At 61.6% G+C, this 18,425-nt stretch carries 17 protein-coding genes; 7 read left to right on the top strand and 10 right to left on the bottom strand.

Annotated features, from left to right (window positions below):
- Positions 1-214 precede the first annotated feature (214 nt).
- On the bottom strand, positions 215-451 hold the full coding sequence (locus tag J3D46_RS07870; protein ID WP_231340501.1) for a hypothetical protein: 237 nt from the start codon (positions 449-451) through the stop codon (positions 215-217).
- A gap of 42 nt (positions 452-493) precedes the next feature.
- Between J3D46_RS07870 and J3D46_RS07865 the strand changes: the two genes are divergently transcribed.
- Positions 494-832, top strand: coding sequence for a hypothetical protein (locus J3D46_RS07865; protein ID WP_231340500.1), 339 nt, complete (start codon positions 494-496; stop codon positions 830-832).
- An 870-nt stretch (positions 833-1,702) separates the two neighbouring features.
- On the opposite strand, the gene J3D46_RS07860 is transcribed toward J3D46_RS07865, so the two are convergent.
- Positions 1,703-2,248, bottom strand: a complete 546-nt coding sequence (locus J3D46_RS07860; RefSeq protein ID WP_231340499.1) for a hypothetical protein — start codon at positions 2,246-2,248, stop codon at positions 1,703-1,705.
- 207 nt (positions 2,249-2,455) lie between these two features.
- Between J3D46_RS07860 and J3D46_RS07855 the strand changes: the two genes are divergently transcribed.
- Positions 2,456-2,995, top strand: a complete 540-nt coding sequence (locus J3D46_RS07855) for a hypothetical protein (protein ID WP_231340498.1) — start codon at positions 2,456-2,458, stop codon at positions 2,993-2,995.
- A gap of 174 nt (positions 2,996-3,169) precedes the next feature.
- Complete coding sequence (locus tag J3D46_RS25140; RefSeq protein WP_369122338.1) at positions 3,170-3,781, top strand: suppressor of fused domain protein; 612 nt, start codon at positions 3,170-3,172, stop codon at positions 3,779-3,781.
- Between the two features lie 55 nt (positions 3,782-3,836).
- Here the strand turns inward: J3D46_RS25140 and J3D46_RS07850 are convergent, their stop codons facing one another.
- The 6 genes from J3D46_RS07850 to J3D46_RS07825 form a co-directional block, all read right to left on the bottom strand.
- Positions 3,837-4,352, bottom strand: a complete 516-nt coding sequence (locus J3D46_RS07850) for a DUF4265 domain-containing protein (RefSeq protein ID WP_253466218.1) — start codon at positions 4,350-4,352, stop codon at positions 3,837-3,839.
- Between the two features lie 170 nt (positions 4,353-4,522).
- Positions 4,523-4,864, bottom strand: coding sequence for a hypothetical protein (locus J3D46_RS07845; protein ID WP_231340496.1), 342 nt, complete (start codon positions 4,862-4,864; stop codon positions 4,523-4,525).
- Between the two features lie 199 nt (positions 4,865-5,063).
- Positions 5,064-5,588, bottom strand: a complete 525-nt coding sequence (locus J3D46_RS07840; RefSeq protein WP_253466215.1) for a hypothetical protein — start codon at positions 5,586-5,588, stop codon at positions 5,064-5,066.
- A gap of 90 nt (positions 5,589-5,678) precedes the next feature.
- Complete coding sequence (locus J3D46_RS07835; protein ID WP_231340494.1) at positions 5,679-5,864, bottom strand: hypothetical protein; 186 nt, start codon at positions 5,862-5,864, stop codon at positions 5,679-5,681.
- A 559-nt stretch (positions 5,865-6,423) separates the two neighbouring features.
- A complete protein-coding gene (locus J3D46_RS07830) occupies positions 6,424-6,888 on the bottom strand; it encodes an immunity 26/phosphotriesterase HocA family protein (RefSeq protein ID WP_231340493.1) in 465 nt (154 codons plus the stop codon).
- Positions 6,889-6,958: 70 nt separating this feature from the next.
- The gene (locus J3D46_RS07825) at positions 6,959-7,567 is read right to left on the bottom strand and encodes a DUF2185 domain-containing protein (RefSeq protein WP_231340492.1); all 609 of its coding nucleotides are present in this window, start codon (positions 7,565-7,567) and stop codon (positions 6,959-6,961) included.
- Between the two features lie 430 nt (positions 7,568-7,997).
- On the opposite strand from J3D46_RS07825, the gene J3D46_RS07820 reads away from it, so the two are divergent.
- The gene (locus J3D46_RS07820) at positions 7,998-10,718 is read left to right on the top strand and encodes a carboxypeptidase regulatory-like domain-containing protein (RefSeq protein WP_231340491.1); all 2,721 of its coding nucleotides are present in this window, start codon (positions 7,998-8,000) and stop codon (positions 10,716-10,718) included.
- Positions 10,719-10,819: 101 nt separating this feature from the next.
- On the opposite strand, the gene J3D46_RS07815 is transcribed toward J3D46_RS07820, so the two are convergent.
- On the bottom strand, positions 10,820-11,197 hold the full coding sequence (locus tag J3D46_RS07815; RefSeq protein ID WP_159705631.1) for a MarR family winged helix-turn-helix transcriptional regulator: 378 nt from the start codon (positions 11,195-11,197) through the stop codon (positions 10,820-10,822).
- Between the two features lie 114 nt (positions 11,198-11,311).
- Between J3D46_RS07815 and J3D46_RS07810 the strand changes: the two genes are divergently transcribed.
- Positions 11,312-12,754, top strand: coding sequence for an MFS transporter (locus J3D46_RS07810; RefSeq protein WP_231340490.1), 1,443 nt, complete (start codon positions 11,312-11,314; stop codon positions 12,752-12,754).
- 97 nt (positions 12,755-12,851) lie between these two features.
- The gene (locus J3D46_RS07805; protein WP_231340489.1) at positions 12,852-13,775 is read left to right on the top strand and encodes an oxygenase MpaB family protein; all 924 of its coding nucleotides are present in this window, start codon (positions 12,852-12,854) and stop codon (positions 13,773-13,775) included.
- 114 nt (positions 13,776-13,889) lie between these two features.
- Here the strand turns inward: J3D46_RS07805 and J3D46_RS07800 are convergent, their stop codons facing one another.
- Positions 13,890-17,351, bottom strand: a complete 3,462-nt coding sequence (locus J3D46_RS07800; RefSeq protein WP_231340488.1) for a bifunctional proline dehydrogenase/L-glutamate gamma-semialdehyde dehydrogenase — start codon at positions 17,349-17,351, stop codon at positions 13,890-13,892.
- A gap of 123 nt (positions 17,352-17,474) precedes the next feature.
- Here J3D46_RS07800 and J3D46_RS07795 point away from each other — a divergent pair, with 123 nt between their 5' ends.
- Positions 17,475-18,404 (top strand): LysR family transcriptional regulator, encoded by a 930-nt coding sequence (locus J3D46_RS07795; RefSeq protein ID WP_231340529.1) that lies wholly within the window; start codon positions 17,475-17,477, stop codon positions 18,402-18,404.
- The last annotated feature ends 21 nt before the right edge of the window (positions 18,405-18,425 follow it).

Here is an 18,425-nt window from a genome sequence, read left to right as displayed (position 1 = left end):
GCAGCAGAGAAGTAGTCAAAAAGAACACCCATGATCGACATTCTCCACTACGTGAGCACGCCGGACGCTAGGGCGTCTACTTCCGATTAATAATCCGGTAGGTGACCATGCCGGGCCGGTAACGAAGTCCTAACCAAATGCGCCTTGTGGTGAACTACGGCCAACTTCATAAATCACCGCCCGCAAGCCGATCCTTCAGCGGGCACAAACGAACTCACGATTCCATGCGGGCTATGTCGCCAACCGGAGCGACAGCAGGCCGCACTATGCTGGCGGCATGTACAGCGTTCTTTTGGATCAGGTCGTTCTTACTGACTACGGTCAGTTCGATCTCACATGGGGCGACGAGTTCGCTGATGGTGTTGGTTTCAATGGAATTTTCGAATAGTTCTTCAAGGGGCAAGTCAATGGCCTTGTTGGCGCGTCCGACCCTGAGGGACTGTACGTTCACTTCGGCCGCCGCTCAGGTGGCTCTGCTCTTCGCATCATTCTCATGGAAGAGCGGCCCCTGGACGCCACTGACGACGCGATATGGGAGGACATCGTCGAAGTATCCTTCACTCTTCCCGCTGGAAGACAGTTGAAGTGGAGTTCCTGGGCTGCTGAAACCAGCGGCACTTTGGACGCGATTCTCCCGGGCAAGTATCGGCTCCGGGCCAGCGAGAGGGGACGCGACGAGGGCGCTGAAGGCGAGTTCGCCGAACAGCTTCTCGACTGGTATCTGCTGGAGATCTGGCCGGAACCATCTAGCCCCGACCAAGTACTCCGTTCCATGAGCATCAACGGCCAGTACTGGCACAGCACCATAGGTGAGCAACACTCAAAGTCCTAAAGTCGCGACGGTTAGCGCAGTGCCCGGGTAGAGGGCTGAGAAGTCCAGAAGCGACCCGTGCACGTAAGCCGATCCCTCACCTGGCACTTGCCTGCTCCTGAAAAGGCCGGCGTCTGTGCGGCGTGTAGTCTGAGATCTTCGATTTGGGGGAACATAATGCTTCGGACGTCCATAGCTCAGTCTTTACTTTTTGGAGCAATCCTCGGACTTGTTGGGTGGGTTCTGGCCGTTCCGCTTGGTGGACGCGCCGCTCACCAGGAGTATCGCAATGACGAAGACTTCTACACCCTGCTTACGCTGGCCGGGAGCTTCCTCATACTCCTAGGGTTTAGCCTCTTGCTCCTTGGGCTCGTCCTCATGAGCGTGAGCATTTTCAAGAGAATACGCAAGCAATTTGAGCGAACCCCGAGACCAGAGAAATCCATGGTTGCCCCGAAATGACTCGTCAGCGCGTAGGACGTCTCACACGATGCTCGCTCTTGGGATCTTTCTGTTAGCGTGGGTGGGCTCCATCCTCTGGACCGCCATAGATGAAGGGGCGGTGCCCTCAGACTCGGCTTTCTAGGTTATCCCTCTGCCAAGCGAAGCGGGGAGGATCTCCACGGGGTGTGGATCGGGAGGCTGTTGGCGGGAAATGTCTGTAGATGTCAGACCCCCTCATACGTCACGGTCGCTGGCAGCCGAGATGGGGCTGGCAAAAGAGCGATGCGAGCCCACGAACCTCTGGACATTGCGAAAGACCTGCACCGGGATCTCTAGTGACACTGGGGGCCTCAAGGTCTACGTGCGCTACTCCGGCATACTTTCCAAGTACTAAGAGTGCCGCTCGGACAGCCCACTTGCCCGTAGCGGATCCTTCACCGCGCGTTGTCAGATCCAAGCGTCCACGCCCGGCAGAGGCGCAAATGAGTTGGGCAGTTCGGTTGATCGGTAGAAGCGCTCGATTTCACTTTTCTTGTATTTGCTCACACGAATTGATGCCAGAGACTGACAGTTCTCCAAGACGTTTAGTTTGCCGTCCTCGGGAAGCACACCAAAGAGCTCGAGGTGAGCGAGGTGCGGCAACTCAGTTAGAGGGGCCAGGGAATGCACAATCGTCTTCTTCCCAGATGAGTCCCAACTGGGGAGTGTGCTGAGCCTGATCGTCTTCAGTTTGTGCAGCTCACCGAGAGGGTCTAGATCGGAGACCTTTGGCATGTGCATGACGCTCAGATACTCGAGCTGACTGAGACCGTTCAAAGGAGTCAGGTCAGCGTCTGGATAAGTTGCAATGACAAGCGTTCTAAGGTTGGCAAAAGTTGCGAGGCTTTCCAGCGACCTGTATTTGCAATGCCACACGCGCAGGGCCGTCACTTCGGCTGGAGCAGGGTGCGCCGGCATGGACCGAGCTTCGTCTCTCATGAAATCAGCGATCATTATGTAACCGTAGGGGAAGTTGAGCACATTCGGCGCCGAGGCTAAGGCAGCACTTAGGGTCCCTGGACCAAGAATTGTGACTTGGCGGTCTGCGCACCTCGTTAACCGTCCGGTAGAGGATCCTCTACCGGGCTCTTGAAGCGTCCGTAAAACCACCCCCATTCGAAAGGCACTACCCGCTGGCCGCTCCCACGTAGAGTTCGGTGCATGAAGCTTTCCGACCTCTTCTTACGGCAGATACTAGACCTGCCCGGAAAACCCGAACACAATCCACTGACTACTGACTGGATCTTCGAGGAAGCACAACTCCTCGACGTGCGCATAGACGTGCTCCACTCAGCCGTCGGCGCCCTGTTCGAGATTCGCACGTCTTATCTTCCTGCCGAGATCGACATCGTTTCACTGAACTGCGGGGTCATGATCTTTCGAAAGACGACAGAAGTGACGTGGACGAGCACTCACCAAGTGGACAGGCCAAACCCTCAAGTTTGGTCTGTGGCTGAATGCCACATAGAAACGTCTGCCACCGGCGTGACAGTGAGTCCTCTCGGAGGGATCAATGGCATGGATCTGCAAATCAAAGCGCAGGCCGTCGAATTCTATGCGGGCAGACTACCCGCCCTTCCAGCCGACATACCCAGCTATCCAGACCACATAGATGTGACGGGACTCGTTCCAGCGTGGGAGATGGATTTCTCTCCCACAAACGTCTGGACATCCGGCCCAACACGTACGAACACGCGTTGACGTTCGTGCTGACCAGGTGAGTTTCTCAAAACTCTGCGTGACGCTGCCCGCTAGGGGATCCTTTACCGGGCATAGCGCCGTAAGGCAGCAGGAGCCTATATATGCGCCTTTTAGTGTGCGTACAGTGAATCCAGGTCAACGGTGGGTAACGCGCGGTGAAGTCGCACAGAGGGCATGAATCCTAAGCCAAGCGGCATATGGTGGCCGTATGGAGGTCAACACTTAATGCACGAATCAGTCGGAGCGTATCTGCTCTCTCGCTGGGGTGACCCAGCAGGGCGAATCAGGTTCGAAGTTGAAGGGCTTTCCATCCAGGTGTGGAAATGGGATGCCGCAACTACAGGGGAGGGAGTCGACGTATATGTAACCGTAGGCGCCGCCGGCGGCGCTCCTACCCACAGCCCGGGCACGGTAGATCATCGTGCGGAGTTCCTGTTAGGCCTGCGTCCGGGACAAGACGCAGTGGCCAGTCCATTCGCCGCACTAGGGCTTTACGGACATCGGAACGGAGTCACCATAGCGGACGGACACACCGTCCCGTCGGACGGTCCACTCTGGCCTGGAACAGAAATGATGGCGTTCCTGATCCGTGAACAGGAAGCGATAATTCCGACTGTCCGACTATCGGATGGGTCGCACGTCCACTTCCTCCAAGCTATGCCCCTGCATGAATCTGAACTGCAATACAAGCGCCGTCACGGGATGGATGCCCTGACGGCCCATTGGGAAGAGCGACTCGTGCCTTTCTGGGATTCTGAGCGTGGACCGGACGCCCCGACGTTCTAAGTTCAAGAGCGTCTCGTAAGGGGATCCTTCACCGGAAACCCATTCCATCGGCTGACTACCTCAACTGTTGTGTTCGGCCAGTCTCATAATGAAGGACGCCATCGCGTTCTAATGTGAACAATCTGTCGGCGACTTCCTGTGCCTGGGGCTCGCCGCAAGATATGGCGAAGAACCGCGGAGAGATGAAATCGAGGAGGCAACCTTGCTCGGCAAGTTCAGAGGCCAGGGGCTGCCAGGCGTTAGGGTCATCCGATTTCAGCAGGACTCTGAATGTGAAGTTGAGAGCGTCACGCTCCACTCCGGTGGCAACAAGCGCATTCTCCGCCGATCGCATCACGTTCACGCGGTCGCCAAAGTTGACGTCATAGAGATACGCAGGGACTGCCAGGACAGTCGCTGTGCCGTCCTTCTCCAAGCGACCCCGAAGACCCTCCCACATCTGCTCCGTGTCAGGTTCAGGGGGCACCGCAAACCATAGGATCTCTTCCGCTTCCTGAGCTTCTGGAATCGGCTGGAGTGAGTCATCGCGCCAGTGCGCCACGACGCTGGGATGTTGCCGGTAGTCAGTCACCAGCTGAGACTACCCAATGAACGCACCCATGAGAGCGCTCCGGCGGGCATACATGCCCTATGTCCGATGAGGGATCCTTCACCGGGCGCTGTTGCGGCGGTCAGACTTGTCAGGGTGGCATATAGGAAGCATCGCCAACATGCCTCCAATTGCAGATCCTCTCCCAGCTCTTAAGCTGGCCAAGGTTCCGGGCTGCGCCACCGGGCAAAAAACGTGCTGACGGCCTCGGGAGATGACTGGTCGACGGACAGCCATTCAGTAGCCACTTTGCGTCCGACCTGCTCGCACGCTTCCTCCGTCATCGGGCCCCTTGGGTCGTCCAAGTAGTCGCTGACCTCCATCCAGATGGCGTACGCGGCACCACCATGAGAGCAATCGAAGCACTCAGCAATGAACTGACCGGCGTTATCCATGGTGACGTCGTAGGTACGTCCGCTGTCGGGCTGAAGTACCAGCCGGGCTACCGCGGTCATGGCGTCCAGAAATTGCATCTCAAGTCGGTTGCCTTCCACTTCTCCTCCATTTCGATCGGGTCGGGCCGCCCTTCCCGGGGGTGGTCGACGCACAGGCGCTCACGTGATCCCTCCGTAGCGCAGGATTGCGCAGGGAGCCCGCTGAAGGATCCCTAACCGGACGGCCACTTCGAAAGGACTCTCGTGTTGCCAGATAGCTCGGTCAAACTCTCGGGCTCAGAATGGAGCCCTCGCTCACTCAGACCTGGTCCAATGTGATTTCCAAGGACTTGGGCTGCTCGTTTGTGCCAAGCGCCCATTCCCATCCGGGTAGCAGGGCAGCGTTCCTGAAGAAGTCTTCGAGAGCAAAGTCGAAGGACCACAGGCTGTCACTGCCCATTGCAAGGGTCTCAGGCGTCGGATCCCAGTAGAACGTGCATGACAGCTGCCACGTCGGAGCATCGTCGTCGCCGGCTTCAATGAACTGACGTGTGAGATCCACGTTGAATTCCTGGATGCCCCGCACCCCATAAGTCCCGAACTGGGCAAGAACACCATCGCCATCTTCGTCCACAGGGGCGCAGTCATATGCCGGCATAGCCGCGAAACGCTCGAAGACGTTCATCACGGCACCGGGATTCCGAGCCCCGACGCGTGCGTCGGCCCCTGTCACCGCAAGCATCTGCTCCAATTGGGCCTTGGACTCTCGAATCAGCATGCCCTGATTATCCAGCAGGAAACCGTCATCGCTGGAAACGGTATCGAGCACCACGTCGCCCGACATAGCCGCCACGAATAGCTGAAAGTCACAGTTGCGGCTCACTCCGATCTGGTGTCCGGTGAAGGATCCTTCACCGGGGCTGCGCCACCAGAACTAACTTCGTTGTCGCCGTTCCAGGACAAGTCCGTAGACCGCAACGCCCAGCATTGCCGGAAGAACCCACAGCCACGCCACTAAGGCCTTCAGCGGATCGAAACCAGTGAAAAGCAGCGCCGACACGTAACCGATCGCTAGGCCTACCAGTCCGCCTTTAAACGCCCTGCGGGGCTTCTCCGCCATCTGCTTTTCCCTCGTCACCTGTGTAGAGAGTAAGCCCTGCATCTAGATCTCCGCCCGTGGTGTATCAATACGAAGTTCGGCGCCCTGAGAAGGATCCTCATACGGACCGATCATTAAACGCGGACGAGGTGTGCTTGCATTAGACATGACATCCATGGGAAGCCCCGAGCCCAACTTGAGCCGTCAAGACTTGGCTGACTTTATTGATCAATTCAGGGATTCACTGAGACGAGATCCTGAAAGCTGGGAGAATAACGACCTCGATAGCTTCCTGGAGGCGTTGTCGGCTTGGACGCGCGATATGGATGGTTACTTCACAAACCGCGGCGAGCCAGTCCCCGACGTACCTTCCTGGCGGCTTATCGCTCAGATGCTACTCGCTGCCAGAGTGTATGAATAAGTAACTGCAATTTCGGCGCGGCCTGTCTCATCTTCTCCATTGCTCCGCCTTGCCACACCGCCCGGTTAGGGATCCTTCACCGGTCGCGTGCCAGAGGTCAGCAGCGCCGCGGTATGAAGTGAGGATCGTGCCGTTCGAGGATAAAAAGGTGGCTGGTTCCTACTCGCCCAGGAGCCTTGTGAGCTTGTTTTCGACATAGCCGGCGCCCATGAGTCCGTCGGGTACGCACCCTTCTATTTCTGTAGGGGGAACTTGGACTTCCTCCAGCAGAAGATTCGGGTCGGCATCATCGTAGCGAAGCCGAAACGAGCGGCCCATAATGGGCTCAGTACGAACGAACTCCGGCATTGGCCACAGTTCTTGGCTCCAGCCTGGTATTGGTCCAACGATCGGCCACTTGCCTTGCTTCAAATGCAGGTCACCAAAACGCCCAACGAGGACTGCATCCAGTCCGCTCAGTTGCTCCACCTGGCTGGCTTCAAGCGGCTGCGCCGTTTTGGGGCCGAAGAAATATCCAAACAACACTCCCCGCGGGTTGGCTCTGACCACTAAACCAAGACAGTAGCCACCGCTATTCAGGGGAACCGCAAAAAGCACTCCGGGACCGTACTTCAGTTTTCCCACACTAACCCTCCGTCCGGCTTATGAAGTCCCACGGCTGCCCGCCTTACCTTGGCCCCTTGCAGCTCATGCTTCACGAGTAGTCCTCCGGCATAAGGACTAAGGGAATCCGAAGGGATTCCACGAGCAAGTTAGGCCTCCCACTAAAGAGCAGGGAAAAGACAACCTCATGGCCCTGAACAGAGCGGGAGTGTGCGAGGACAGTCAGCTGCGAACCATCGCGCAGTTCAACAGCCCACAGCTCAGGTTCCATCGCAAGCTCCAGGGCATTGTGAACGACACGGACACTGGGTGATAAGTCTTCAAACTTCACTTCGAGGCTGTTCTCTTGGGAACTTGGCGTCGTCGATTCCTCTTCCCACGCGAAGTTTCGAATGTGCCACTCTCCGCCGACTTCTAAACGGTCAGCCAGCGTTCCAGGAGGCAGCTTCGCCATCTCAGCAAGCGACGGGTCAAGCCGTGTGAGGTGACTGATGTGCGCAGCAACTGCTCCATCAGGGGTGTTCGGGTCATCCACGCCATCAGCAAACCCCCACCCGTTGTCAGGGTCATGAAGGACTTGAAGAACGGGTCGTTGACCAGAAAGAACGGACTTCATGACTACAGCACCTAGACCTTCGGGAAAGCGGTCATCCGGAAACGGCCACGGCATCTCTCGGTGCATCTCAGCATTTTGCGACATGGAGATATTGTCCCCGAACACTAAGGGTCACGGATGACCCGTGTGTCTGCCCGTAAGCCGGTCCCCCACCGGCCGTATCGACCGTGTATCGAAGTCCCCGCCGTTCCAGGGCCACTGGATTCCCGTAAGACCCGCCCGCAAAAATGCCCGGTGAAGGTGCCCTAAACGCTACACATATAACCGTCCCACGTCCTTGGAAACGGAACATCGTCGGCGGAACACTTTCCAATCCGAACGGGCCAATGGAGAGAGCGCGCACTGGTCGCCTGTCAGCGGCAGTGGGCTGCCGCCGTCGTGGGTTTCTTACCCTTGGTGGACGGGGTGGCGGACAGGGCAGAACTACCCATGGCACTGCTGCCGGCCGACGCCTAGGATGGCAGGGGACCGCTCGGTCCCTTCAGTCACTTTTTTGGGGAAAAGGACCTTACCCATGCCGTTGCCGCGACCTGCCGCAGACCATCCGTTTCAAAGTTCACGGCAGGGGGTGTGGGCTATCCTGGCGGCCGTCGTCCTGATAGCCGCAGGCCTCTTCGCCGGGGCTGCACCTGCCTCGGCCGCAACCTACACCTTCAAAGGAGTGGTCAAGGGAAAACCGACGGCCACGGCAACGGCCACCGTGCTGGGCGACGTGTGGGTGGGTGCGTACACCAATGACGACCGGGCCGACTTCGTTGCTGGTGCTTGGTCCGCTCCCGATGGCTCCTACAGTTTCACCGTGCCGGCCGCCGGCAGCTACAAAATGTGGACCACCTGCAGCAGCGGCCCCTGCTCCGCCACCTACGCCGGCGAGTGGAACGTGAACCAGTCCGGCTCCTACGGTTCGACGCCGGTTGCGGTCACCGATGCTGCCCCCACCACCACTTACAACCCGCAGTTGGAAGCCTTCGGCAGCATGAGTGGCCGGGTCACCAATAAGGCAGGCCAGCCGCTGACAGCAGTGTCCGTCTCAGCCTCGCCCAGCGGCGGCGGACAAGTAAGCAGCACGAAGCCCGATGCCAACGGTTACTTCAGCCTCACCAAGATCCCGCCCAACCAGGCGTACATCAGCGTCCGGGACGAATCGGGCCAGCGCCTCTATCTGGAGCAGTACTGGACCGGCACCGGCACCGTAGACACCTACACGGCGGCTACCGTACCGTCGGGAGTCGCCTGGACCAACGTGAACTTCGTCCTCAAGGATGAAACCATCATCGAAGCCACGGTGACAGACACCGCTGGCGCGCCGATCGCCGACGTCGGCTACATCCCGTGGGTCTACAACGACGCAACGGGAGCCTGGGACGGACCCCAGATGGGCCCCCTCACCTCTGATGCGCAGGGCAAGATCTACTGGCGGATGGCGGTGGGCAAGAAGTACAAGCTCTGCGTCTCGGACACTTTCTACGATGGCACGCCCCGCGAAAAGCGTTACAAGTCCGAGTGCTACGACAACACCCCCACCAAGGACACGGCCACTGTCCTGACGGCAACCGCTGCTGGTCAACGCGTGAAGCTGACCATGCAGCTGGACGTAGCGGGTCTGTCGTTGGCGCCCGGCAAGCCCTTCGTGTACGGCTCAGCCCAGGCAGGGCAAACACTTACCGTTGACCCCGGCGTATGGGGTCCCGCTCCGGTAGCCCTGGCCTACCAGTGGCAGCGCTCCACTGACGGTACCGAACTGCAGGACATCGCAGGTGCTACCGCGCCTACCTATGTGCCCACCGCTGCCGACGCCGGGTATGATATCTGGGCAAGAGTATCGGGTTCCAAGGCCGGGTATGCTCCGCACTACGACACGGTGCACGCCGGTAAATCGGGCGCCGAGGCTGTCACGGCCTCCAAGCCCTTCACTATCCTGGGTACGCCCAGCGCCGGAAATACCCTGACCGTGGACCACGGCATTTTGACCCCCGCGCCCGACTTTGGCCCCTATTACGACTGGTTCGTCAACGGCGTCCAGGACTACAGGTCGAACCTGAAAACTTTCGTCCTGCAGGCCTCAGACGCCGGCAAAAAAGTCACGGCCCGGCTCAGCGTCCACGACTGGCCGCTCCAGCCGTACTACGGCCAGGCCTCCGTCACTGTTGCTGCAGGTACTTTGACTGCTCCGGTCCCCACGGTTTCGGGGACGGCGAAGGTTGGTTCGGCGTTGACGGCTGTTCCCGGGACATGGGGTCCGGCTCCGGTGACGCTGGCGTATCAGTGGTTCCGCAGCGGTGTCGCGGTGACCGGTGCTACGTCAGCCTCCTACACCTTGGCTGCTGCTGACCTCGGCAAGACCATGACAGTCCGGGTCACGGGTTCCAAGACCGGATTTACGACGACGGCGAAGACCTCCGCCGCAACTGCCGCCGTCGCGGCGGGCACGCTGACTGCGCCCACTCCCACCATCTCGGGAACCAAAACAGTGGGCAGCACACTCACCGCGACCCCCGGCGCATGGGGACCGGCTCCGGTGACGCTGGCGTATCAGTGGTTCCGGAGCGGTGTCGCGTTGACGGGTGCTACGTCAGCTACCTACACCTTGGCTGCTGCTGACCTCGGCAAGACCATGACAGTCCAGGTGACCGGAACGAAAGCCGGGTTTACGACGGCGGCGAAGACCTCCGCTGCGACTGCTGCGGTGGCAGTGGGAACGTTGACCGCTCCGGTGCCGACGGTTTCGGGGACGGCGAAGGTTGGTTCGGCGTTGACGGCTGTTCCCGGGGCGTGGGGTCCGGCCCCGGTGACGCTGGCCTACCAGTGGTTCCGGAGCGGTGTTGCGGTAACAGGTGCTACTTCTGCTTCCTACACCTTGGCTGCTGCTGACCTCGGCAAGACCATGACGGTCCGGGTGACCGGGTCCAAGACCGGATTTACGACGACGGCAAAAACCTCCGCTGCGACTGCTGCCGTGGCGGCGGGCACCTTGACTGCGCCCACTCCCACCATCTCAGGAACCAAAACAGTAGGCAGCACACTTACCGCGACCCCCGGCGTGTGGGGCCCTGCTCCGGTGACGTTGACCTACCAGTGGTTCCGTGGAAGCACTGCCATTTCAGGCGCCACCGCCCAGACCTACAAACTGGTCGCCGCGGACAAGGGAAGCGCCATCAAAGTACGCGTGACGGGCACCAAAACTGCGTACACCACACTGGCCCGCTACTCTGCGGCCACGGCACTGATCGGCTGATCCGCGACCATCGACTGAGCCGCGAACGCCGGGAGGACCCGCGGAACAACCTTGCCTGGAGAGGCCTCCCCCTGTCTGGAGTTAGTGGGTAGCCTGCACCTCTATCCGAGGTTTTCCTTCAGCAACGCACGGTGCTCGACGGCGGCAGTCGAGTGGAGCGCGCGGCCGGCCTCGGTCAGCTCCAGGAACAACGAACGGCGGTCATCCACGCAGGTTTGGCGCGAGACCAGGCCCGCCTTCTCCAGCCGGTCGACAACCTTGGAAACTGCACTTTGCGTCATGGGGGTGCGCTCTCCCAACGCCTTCATCCGGCATGCAGACTCTTCGCTTTCGGCCACGAGATCCAGGATTTCGAACTCGTTCAGGCCGATGTCGAACTTGGCTTCCAGGGCGCGGTCGATAGCTCCCGCGGTACGGAAGTAGGAGTTTTGGATGCTGCGCCACTGCTCAACCAGCTGACGGTCATGCGTCGTTGCCATGCCCTGATTCTAGTTCATTACGCCATTTGAATCCACGTCATAAGATTCTTCGTCATTGAATGACACATCATCGTAGTCCTTGTCATTGAATGACGCGTCATATAGATTGATCGCATGACATCACCCACCACCCTCAAAACTTCCACCGAGCCACCCTTGGTTTCAGCCGTCCGCTGGACGCGGGCACAGTGGCTGCTGCTGATGGTTGTTTGCACCGTCCTGGCCCTTGATGGGCTGGATGTCTCCATGGTTGGCGTCGCTCTGCCTTCCATCGGACAGGAACTCAACCTCGGAACCGATTCCCTGCAGTGGATCGTCTCCGCCTACGTCCTTGGCTACGGGAGCCTGTTGCTCCTCGGCGGCCGACTCGCGGACCTGTTGGGCCGCCGTCGAATCTTCCTCATTGCGCTGACAGTGTTCGCCGCAGCGTCGCTCCTGGGCGGGTTGGTGGACGATCCCGCCATCCTCATCGCCACAAGGTTCATCAAGGGCCTCGCGGCCGCTTTCACTGCACCCACCGGATTCTCCATCATCACCACCAACTTCGCGGAGGGACGCGAGCGCAACAAGGCGCTGTCCATCTTCACCACGTTCGGTGCCAGCGGTTTCTCGCTGGGCCTGGTGGTGGGCGGGCTGATGACCAGCCTCAGCTGGCGTTGGACGTTCCTGGTCTCGGTGCCCATCGCGGTGGTGGTTGTCCTGTTGGGCATCAAGTTCATTCCCAAGGACAAGCCGTCCGTTGAAGACAGCGGGCACGACATCTGGGGTGCAGTGACCCTGGCGCTGGGCATGCTTGGCCTCGTGTACACCTTGGTGTCAGCACCGGAACAAGGCTGGGGATCTGTGGCAACAATCGCCGGATTCGCAGTCTCCGTTGCCGTACTGGCAGCCTTCGCGGTGATCGAAAACAAGGTCAAGCACCCGCTGATCCGCTTCAGCATCCTTAAGGAAGGTTGGGTGGCCAGGGCCAACCTCAGCGCGGTGGGGCTGTTCGGCTCCTACCTGAGCTTCCAGTTCATCGTCACCATGTTCCTGCAGTCCGTCCTCGGCTGGACACCGCTGGGAATGGCCTTGGCCCTGCTGCCGGCGGGCTTGTTGGTGGCGACCAGTGCACCCTTCGCGGACCGGCTCATCGAGAAGTTCGGTGCGACGCAACTGATCTTGACGGGCCTCACCGCCCTCGGGTTGGGCTACGTCCTGTTCCTGCGCGTCGGCACCACGCCAAACTACGTGTTGGACATCCTGCCGTCGGTGGTCCTCCTGGGCATCGGCTTCGCACTGGCCTTCCCGTCCATCAACGTACAGGCCACGGCCGGAATCAAGGACTCCGAACAGGGTCTCGCCGCCGGCCTGATCCAAACGAGCACCCAGGTGGGAGCGGCGCTGGTCCTGGCAGTCACCACGGCCCTGGTCAGCGGCCACGGTCAAGCCGCCGGGACCGTCAGCGCCCAGGCGATGCTGGAACAGTACCGTCCGGGACTGATCCTGAGTGCCGCCGTCGCCATCGCCGCCTTGCTGGTGGCCGCGGCACCGAAACGACGCCGCGTCCGCAGCTAATACCCGCGTTTTTGTACAGGTAATGCCCTAATGCGTCCGCATTAGGGCATTACCTGTACAGAATCTCCCCTGTACACCTCCGCTAAATGGAGGTCGAATGGGATGCATGAGGAACTACCTCACCGAGTACAGGCACGAACTGCAGCGCACCTTCACGGGAACGTCGGGCACGCCTCCGGAGTGGGTGCCGCGCCTCGCAGACGGGAACGACGCCGGATATCACCTTCCGGGGTCGGCTGTCTGGGCGGTGCATGGCCATGTGGCCACCATCGTGGCCGGGATCCGGGTCTTGTTGATGCAGGCCCTCCATCCAGGTGCGCTGGCCGGGGTGTACGAGCATTCGGGGTTCCAGAAAGACCCCCTGGGCAGGCTCGCCAACACCGTGCGATGGATCTTCACCGTGACCTATGGCTCCACCGAGGCCGCCGAAGCCGCAACCTCCCGTGTCCGGAAGATCCACGAACGCGTCCGCGGGACCTACATGGATGGCAACGGAGTCCAACGACAGTACGCCGCCAATGATCCCGAACTCCTCCGCTGGGTCCATGTCACCTACGCGGAGTCCTTCATCACCGCCAACAGGATCTGGGGCCGGCCGATCCCTGGCGGTCCGGATGCTTATGTCCGCGAGTGGGCAGCAGCGGGACGGCTCATGGGAGTGACCGATCCCCCGCTCACCGAGGCCCAGGTCCACGACGAGCTGGAGCAGTGGTACGCCTCCGGGATCCTGCGGGCCGATGAGCGTCTGGCCGAGACGGTGTCGTTCATTCGCTATCCGCCACTGAGCCCGCTGCTCCAACCCGGTTACCGCATATTGTTCGCGGCCGCCGTCGCGAGTCTTGAACCCAAGTATCGAGACCTGCTCGGTCTTCGTCCCGCCCGGCTTGGTCCCGTGCGCCTGCCCGTCATCTCGGCGGCACGGGGCGTGCTGGGGATGGTGCGTTTTGCCTTGGGCTCCCGTGGTCCGAGCGAGCAAGCGGCCCGCCGAAGGTTGCAAAGGCTGGGCTACGCGGAAGCTTAAAAGCGAAAGCCAACCCCTCGACGCAAGCCCACGTTATATGGGCCCGCCGAGGGGTTGGCTTTCAACCTTTTCGCGCGTGCTTTCAGCCGAGAGCTCACCCCTCGGCGCATGCCCTTAGATCAAGTGATCGGACAAGTGGTTCGGCGTGCCGAAGCGGTGGGCCGTGATGGACACAGCTTGCTCGCGGAGGAACGGCAGCATCTCGATCCGACCGGCCTGCGTTACGTCGCCGTGGTAGACCGCGACGTCCGGACGGCCACCCATGGCTGCGCTCAGCGCGGCGAAGTCGCCACCGATCAGGCGGATCCGGCCGGCGTCGAAGCTGGCCGCACGGGCCAGCCACGCGGCGTCGTCCTCGATCCGGACGCTGACGCCCAGGTTCGCGAACACGGTGACCACAGCGTCGGGAAGTACGACGGCGGAGCTCACCGTCAGCTTCGAGCCCGCCACTGCACCGGCTGCTACGACGCGCAGCAACTCAGCGAGCCGCTCGCCTTCGGAGAGGCGGATGGTGACGGGGAGGGAGCGGTAGCGGAAGACGTTGCGCTCTGCGGACAGGGCGGAGACGTCCTTGCTGGTGCCGAACTCGGATTCCCACGCTGCGGCGTCGCTGAAGAGTGACTGCTGCAGCATCTGAAGCTCGTCAGCCGTCACATCAGCGGACTTTGCAGCAGAGAGCAGCTGCGCGGCCGCACCCTGGAGCACGGTGCCACGCTTGGCCTTCGCTTCGGCGGGAAGCCAGCTGCCGAGGCCGATCAGGTAGTTGGGTCCACCGGCCTTGGTTCCGGCACCAACAGCCGACTTCTTCCATCCACCGAACGGCTGGCGCTGGACGATCGCACCGGTGATGCCACGGTTGACGTACAAGTTGCCCGCCTGGATGGTGTCCAGCCAGACGCCCATTTCGGCCGAGTCCAGGGAGTGCAGGCCAGCGGTGAGGCCGTACTCGATCTCGTTCTGGATGGCGATGGCTTCCTCGAGGGTCTCAGCAGTCATGACGCCCAGGACCGGGCCGAAGAACTCGGTCAGGTGGAAGTAGGAGCCACGCTTGACGCCCGAGCGGATGCCCGGGGACCACAAGCGGCCGGTTTCGTCGAGGCGCTCAGGCTTGACTGCCCAGGTTTCGCCGTCGCCCAGGGTGGTGAGGGCGTTCAGGAGCTTGCCGTTGGCGGCCTCGATGATCGGCCCCATCTGGGTGGTGGCATCTTCCGGGTAGCCGACGGTCAGTGAGCGGGCAGCGTCGATCAGCTGGTTGTGGAAGCGGGCGCTCTTGGCAACCGAACCGACCAGGATCACCAGTGAGGCAGCCGAGCACTTCTGGCCGGCGTGACCGAAGGCCGAGTACACGACGTCCTTGGCAGCGAGGTCCAGGTCGGCACTCGGGGTGACGATGATGGCGTTCTTGCCGGAGGTCTCCGCGAGCAGCGGCAGGTCCTGGCGGAAGGAACGGAACAGCTCAGCGGTTTCGTAGCCACCGGTGAGGATGACCCGGTCAACGCTCGGGTGCGAAACCAGCTGGGTGCCCAGCTCACGTTCTTCAAGCTGCACGAGTGCCAGCACTTCGCGCGGCACACCGGCTTCCCACAGCGCATCCACCATGACCGAACCGGAGCGGCGGGCCTGCTTTGCAGGCTTGATCACGACGGCGGAACCTGAGGCGAGCGCTGCGAGCGTCGAGCCTGCGGGGATCGCCACCGGGAAGTTCCACGGCGGTGTCACCACGGTGAGGTTGGCTGGGACGAACGTGGCGCCGTCGACCGTTTCCAGGTCCTTGGCGCGCTCGGCGTAGTAGTGCGCGAAGTCGATCGCTTCGCTGACCTCGGGGTCGCCTTGGTCGATGGTCTTGCCGGTTTCGGAAGCCATGACCTCCAGAAGCTCGGCACGGCGGGCTTCGAGGACTTCGCCGGCGCGGTGCAGGATGGCTGCACGCTCGGCAGCCGGACGGGCGCCCCAGGCCTTGCCGTGATCGACGGCGGTGGCGATGATCCGGTCCAGCTGGGCGGCGTCGGAGACCTTGGTGGACTCGACGATCTTGTCGCCTGCGGTGGAACCGGGGATTCGGGCGAGGATGTCCCGGCCCCATGCACGGTTGGCGGGGAGGGCCGGGTCAGTGTCGGGGGTGTTGCTGAAGCCCTCGAGCGGCGCGGGCTCGGCCGGGAGGCGGCGATCCTGCTTGCGGTTGGGGCCCGGGACCTCGGCCGTCATGCCGGCCAGGGAATCCAGGAAGCGCTTCTGCTCACGCTGGAACAGGGCTTCATTTTCGCTCAGTTCGAAGACAGCGGACATGAAGTTTTCCTGGCTGGCGCCTTCTTCGAGGCGGCGGATCAGGTATGCGATGGCGACGTCGAACTCGCCCGGGTGGACCACCGGTGTGTAGAGCAGGAGGCTGCCGACGTCCTTGCGGACCGCGGTGGCCTGGCCGGTTGCCATGCCCAGGAGCATTTCGAACTCGATGCCCTTGGTGACGCCACGTTCCTTGGCCAGCAGCCAGGCGAAAGCGACGTCAAAGAGGTTGTGGCCTGCGACGCCGATGCGGACTGCGTCAACGCGCTCCGGGGTGAGGGCGTAGTTGATGACGTTCTTGTAGCTGGTGTCCGAGTCCTGCTTGGTACCCCAGGTGGCCAGCGGCCAGTCATGCAGGGAGGCTTCAACCTGCTCCATGGGAAGGTTGGCGCCCTTGACCACGCGGACCTTGATGGGGGCACCGCCCTGGGCACGGCGGGCAGTCGCCCATTCCTGCAGTTCCTGCATGGCACCGAGCGCGTCCGGGAGGTAGGCCTGGAGGACGATGCCGGCCTCGAGGTTCTTGAACTCGGGCATGTCCAGGATGCGCTTGAACACCGCGATGGTCATGCTGAGGTCCTTGTATTCCTCCATGTCCAGGTTGATGAACTTGGGCTTGGGGAAGGACGCTGCGAGGCGGTAGAGCGGGGTGAGCTTCTCCACTACGTGGTCGACGGCTTCGTCGAAGGCCCACGGGGAGTGCGGTGCAACGGTGGAGGACTCCTTGATGGAGACGTAGTCCACATCTTCGCGGGCAAGGAGCTTCAGGGTGCCTTCCAGGCGGCGCTGCGCTTCGTGCTCACCCAGGACGGCTTCGCCCAGGAGGTTCACGTTCAGGTGCACACCGTCCTGGCGGATCTTGGCGATGGCCGGGCCGAGCTTGGCGTCCGTGGCATCCACGATCAGGTGGCCCACCATTTCGCGGAGCACACGACGGGCGATCGGGATGACAACCTGCGGGACGATCGGGGCCATGACGCCGCCAACGCGGACAGCGCTGCGCATGTACCACGGGAGGAACTTGGGGACCTTCGGAGCCAGTTCGGCGAGTTTACGGCCGGCGACCGACAAGTCCTCGGGGCGGATGACGCCGTCGACGAATCCAACCGTGAAGTCCAAGCCGTTCGGGTCCTTCAGGACGCCGGCGAGGCGCTGGGCGGACACGTCGACCGGGATCTTACTGGCTTCGGTCAGCCAGTGGCGGACCAAGGCAATGGCTTCCTGGGCCAAAGCGTCGAACTGTCCGGAATCCTGGGTGCTCGGGGCGGTGGCATCCGGGATGGTGCTGGTCATGGGGGCTCCTTCTGAGACGGAGAAGTTTGTTTGTTTCCATCAGTATGGATCTACAATCACGTTAGGAAAAGCGATCTTTTCTGACGAATATTGATTACCCTTCCCGATGCTTTGGAGGCCACCGTGCTGGACGTCCGCAGACTGCGTTTGCTGCACGAACTAAAGATCCGCGGAACCCTCGCGGAGGTGGCTGACGCGATGCAGTACAGCCCGTCTTCAGTGTCCCAGCAGTTGACCTTGCTGGAGAAGGAAGCGGGGGTCGAATTGCTCCGGAAAGCAGGGCGCCGCGTGCAACTGACGCCCCAGGCCGAAATCCTGGTGGCACACACTGCCGCACTGCTGGAGACCCTGGAGCGGGCAGAAACCGAACTCGCGGCATCGCTCTCCATGGTCACAGGGACGGTCCGCTTGGCCGTCTTCCAATCCGCCGCCTTGGCACTCCTTCCGGACTTCCTCAGCATCATGCGCCAGGAGTACCCGGAGGTGCGCGTGGAAATGACCCAGCGCGAACCCGAAACAGCCCTCTATGAAACGTGGGCGCGGGACTTCGACCTGGTGGTGGCCGAGCAATACCCGGGCCACGCGGCCCCGCACCACAGCGGCCTGGACCGCGTCATCCTCACCAGCGACGCCATCCGCCTGGCCACTCCCCCAGTGGGACTCGGCGGCGAGACCGTTTCCTCCCTTGCGGACACCGCGTCGATGCCGTGGGTCATGGAGCCCCGGGGTGCCGCTTCCCGGCATTGGGCAGAGCAGGCCTGCCGCTCGGCCGGCTTCGAACCCGACGTGCGTTATGAAACAGCCGACCTTCAAGCCCAGATCCGGCTCATCGAATCCGGGAACGCCGTGGCCCTGATGCCGGACCTCGTCTGGACGGGGCGCACGCGGACGGTTCAGCTGCTGGATCTTCCGGGCCTGCCGAAACGAACCGTCTTCACCTCCACCAGGACCGCCGGCCGCATCCATCCCGCCACAGCGGCGTGCCGCGAAGTGCTGGAACGGGTGGCGGCAGCACAGCAGCTGGATGCCGAGCAACAGGCGGACGCTGACTAGCCCGGCTCCATGCGACGGCGT

Origin of the sequence: Paenarthrobacter sp. A20 (assembly GCF_024168825.1) — a bacterium.
Lineage (GTDB): Bacteria > Actinomycetota > Actinomycetes > Actinomycetales > Micrococcaceae > Arthrobacter.
This window is presented reverse-complemented; position numbering and strand designations above follow the sequence as displayed.

Coding starts and splice junctions, on each gene's coding strand:
- J3D46_RS07865 (WP_231340500.1), top strand. CDS start 494: ATGGAAGAGCGGCCCCTGGACGCCACTGACGACGCGATATGGGAGGAC.
- J3D46_RS07860 (WP_231340499.1), bottom strand. CDS start 2,248: ATGATCGCTGATTTCATGAGAGACGAAGCTCGGTCCATGCCGGCGCAC.
- J3D46_RS07855 (WP_231340498.1), top strand. CDS start 2,456: ATGAAGCTTTCCGACCTCTTCTTACGGCAGATACTAGACCTGCCCGGA.
- J3D46_RS25140 (WP_369122338.1), top strand. CDS start 3,170: ATGAATCCTAAGCCAAGCGGCATATGGTGGCCGTATGGAGGTCAACAC.
- J3D46_RS07840 (WP_253466215.1), bottom strand. CDS start 5,588: ATGTCGGGCGACGTGGTGCTCGATACCGTTTCCAGCGATGACGGTTTC.
- J3D46_RS07835 (WP_231340494.1), bottom strand. CDS start 5,864: ATGGCGGAGAAGCCCCGCAGGGCGTTTAAAGGCGGACTGGTAGGCCTA.
- J3D46_RS07825 (WP_231340492.1), bottom strand. CDS start 7,567: ATGTCGCAAAATGCTGAGATGCACCGAGAGATGCCGTGGCCGTTTCCG.
- J3D46_RS07820 (WP_231340491.1), top strand. CDS start 7,998: ATGCCGTTGCCGCGACCTGCCGCAGACCATCCGTTTCAAAGTTCACGG.
- J3D46_RS07815 (WP_159705631.1), bottom strand. CDS start 11,197: ATGGCAACGACGCATGACCGTCAGCTGGTTGAGCAGTGGCGCAGCATC.
- J3D46_RS07810 (WP_231340490.1), top strand. CDS start 11,312: ATGACATCACCCACCACCCTCAAAACTTCCACCGAGCCACCCTTGGTT.
- J3D46_RS07805 (WP_231340489.1), top strand. CDS start 12,852: ATGGGATGCATGAGGAACTACCTCACCGAGTACAGGCACGAACTGCAG.
- J3D46_RS07800 (WP_231340488.1), bottom strand. CDS start 17,351: ATGACCAGCACCATCCCGGATGCCACCGCCCCGAGCACCCAGGATTCC.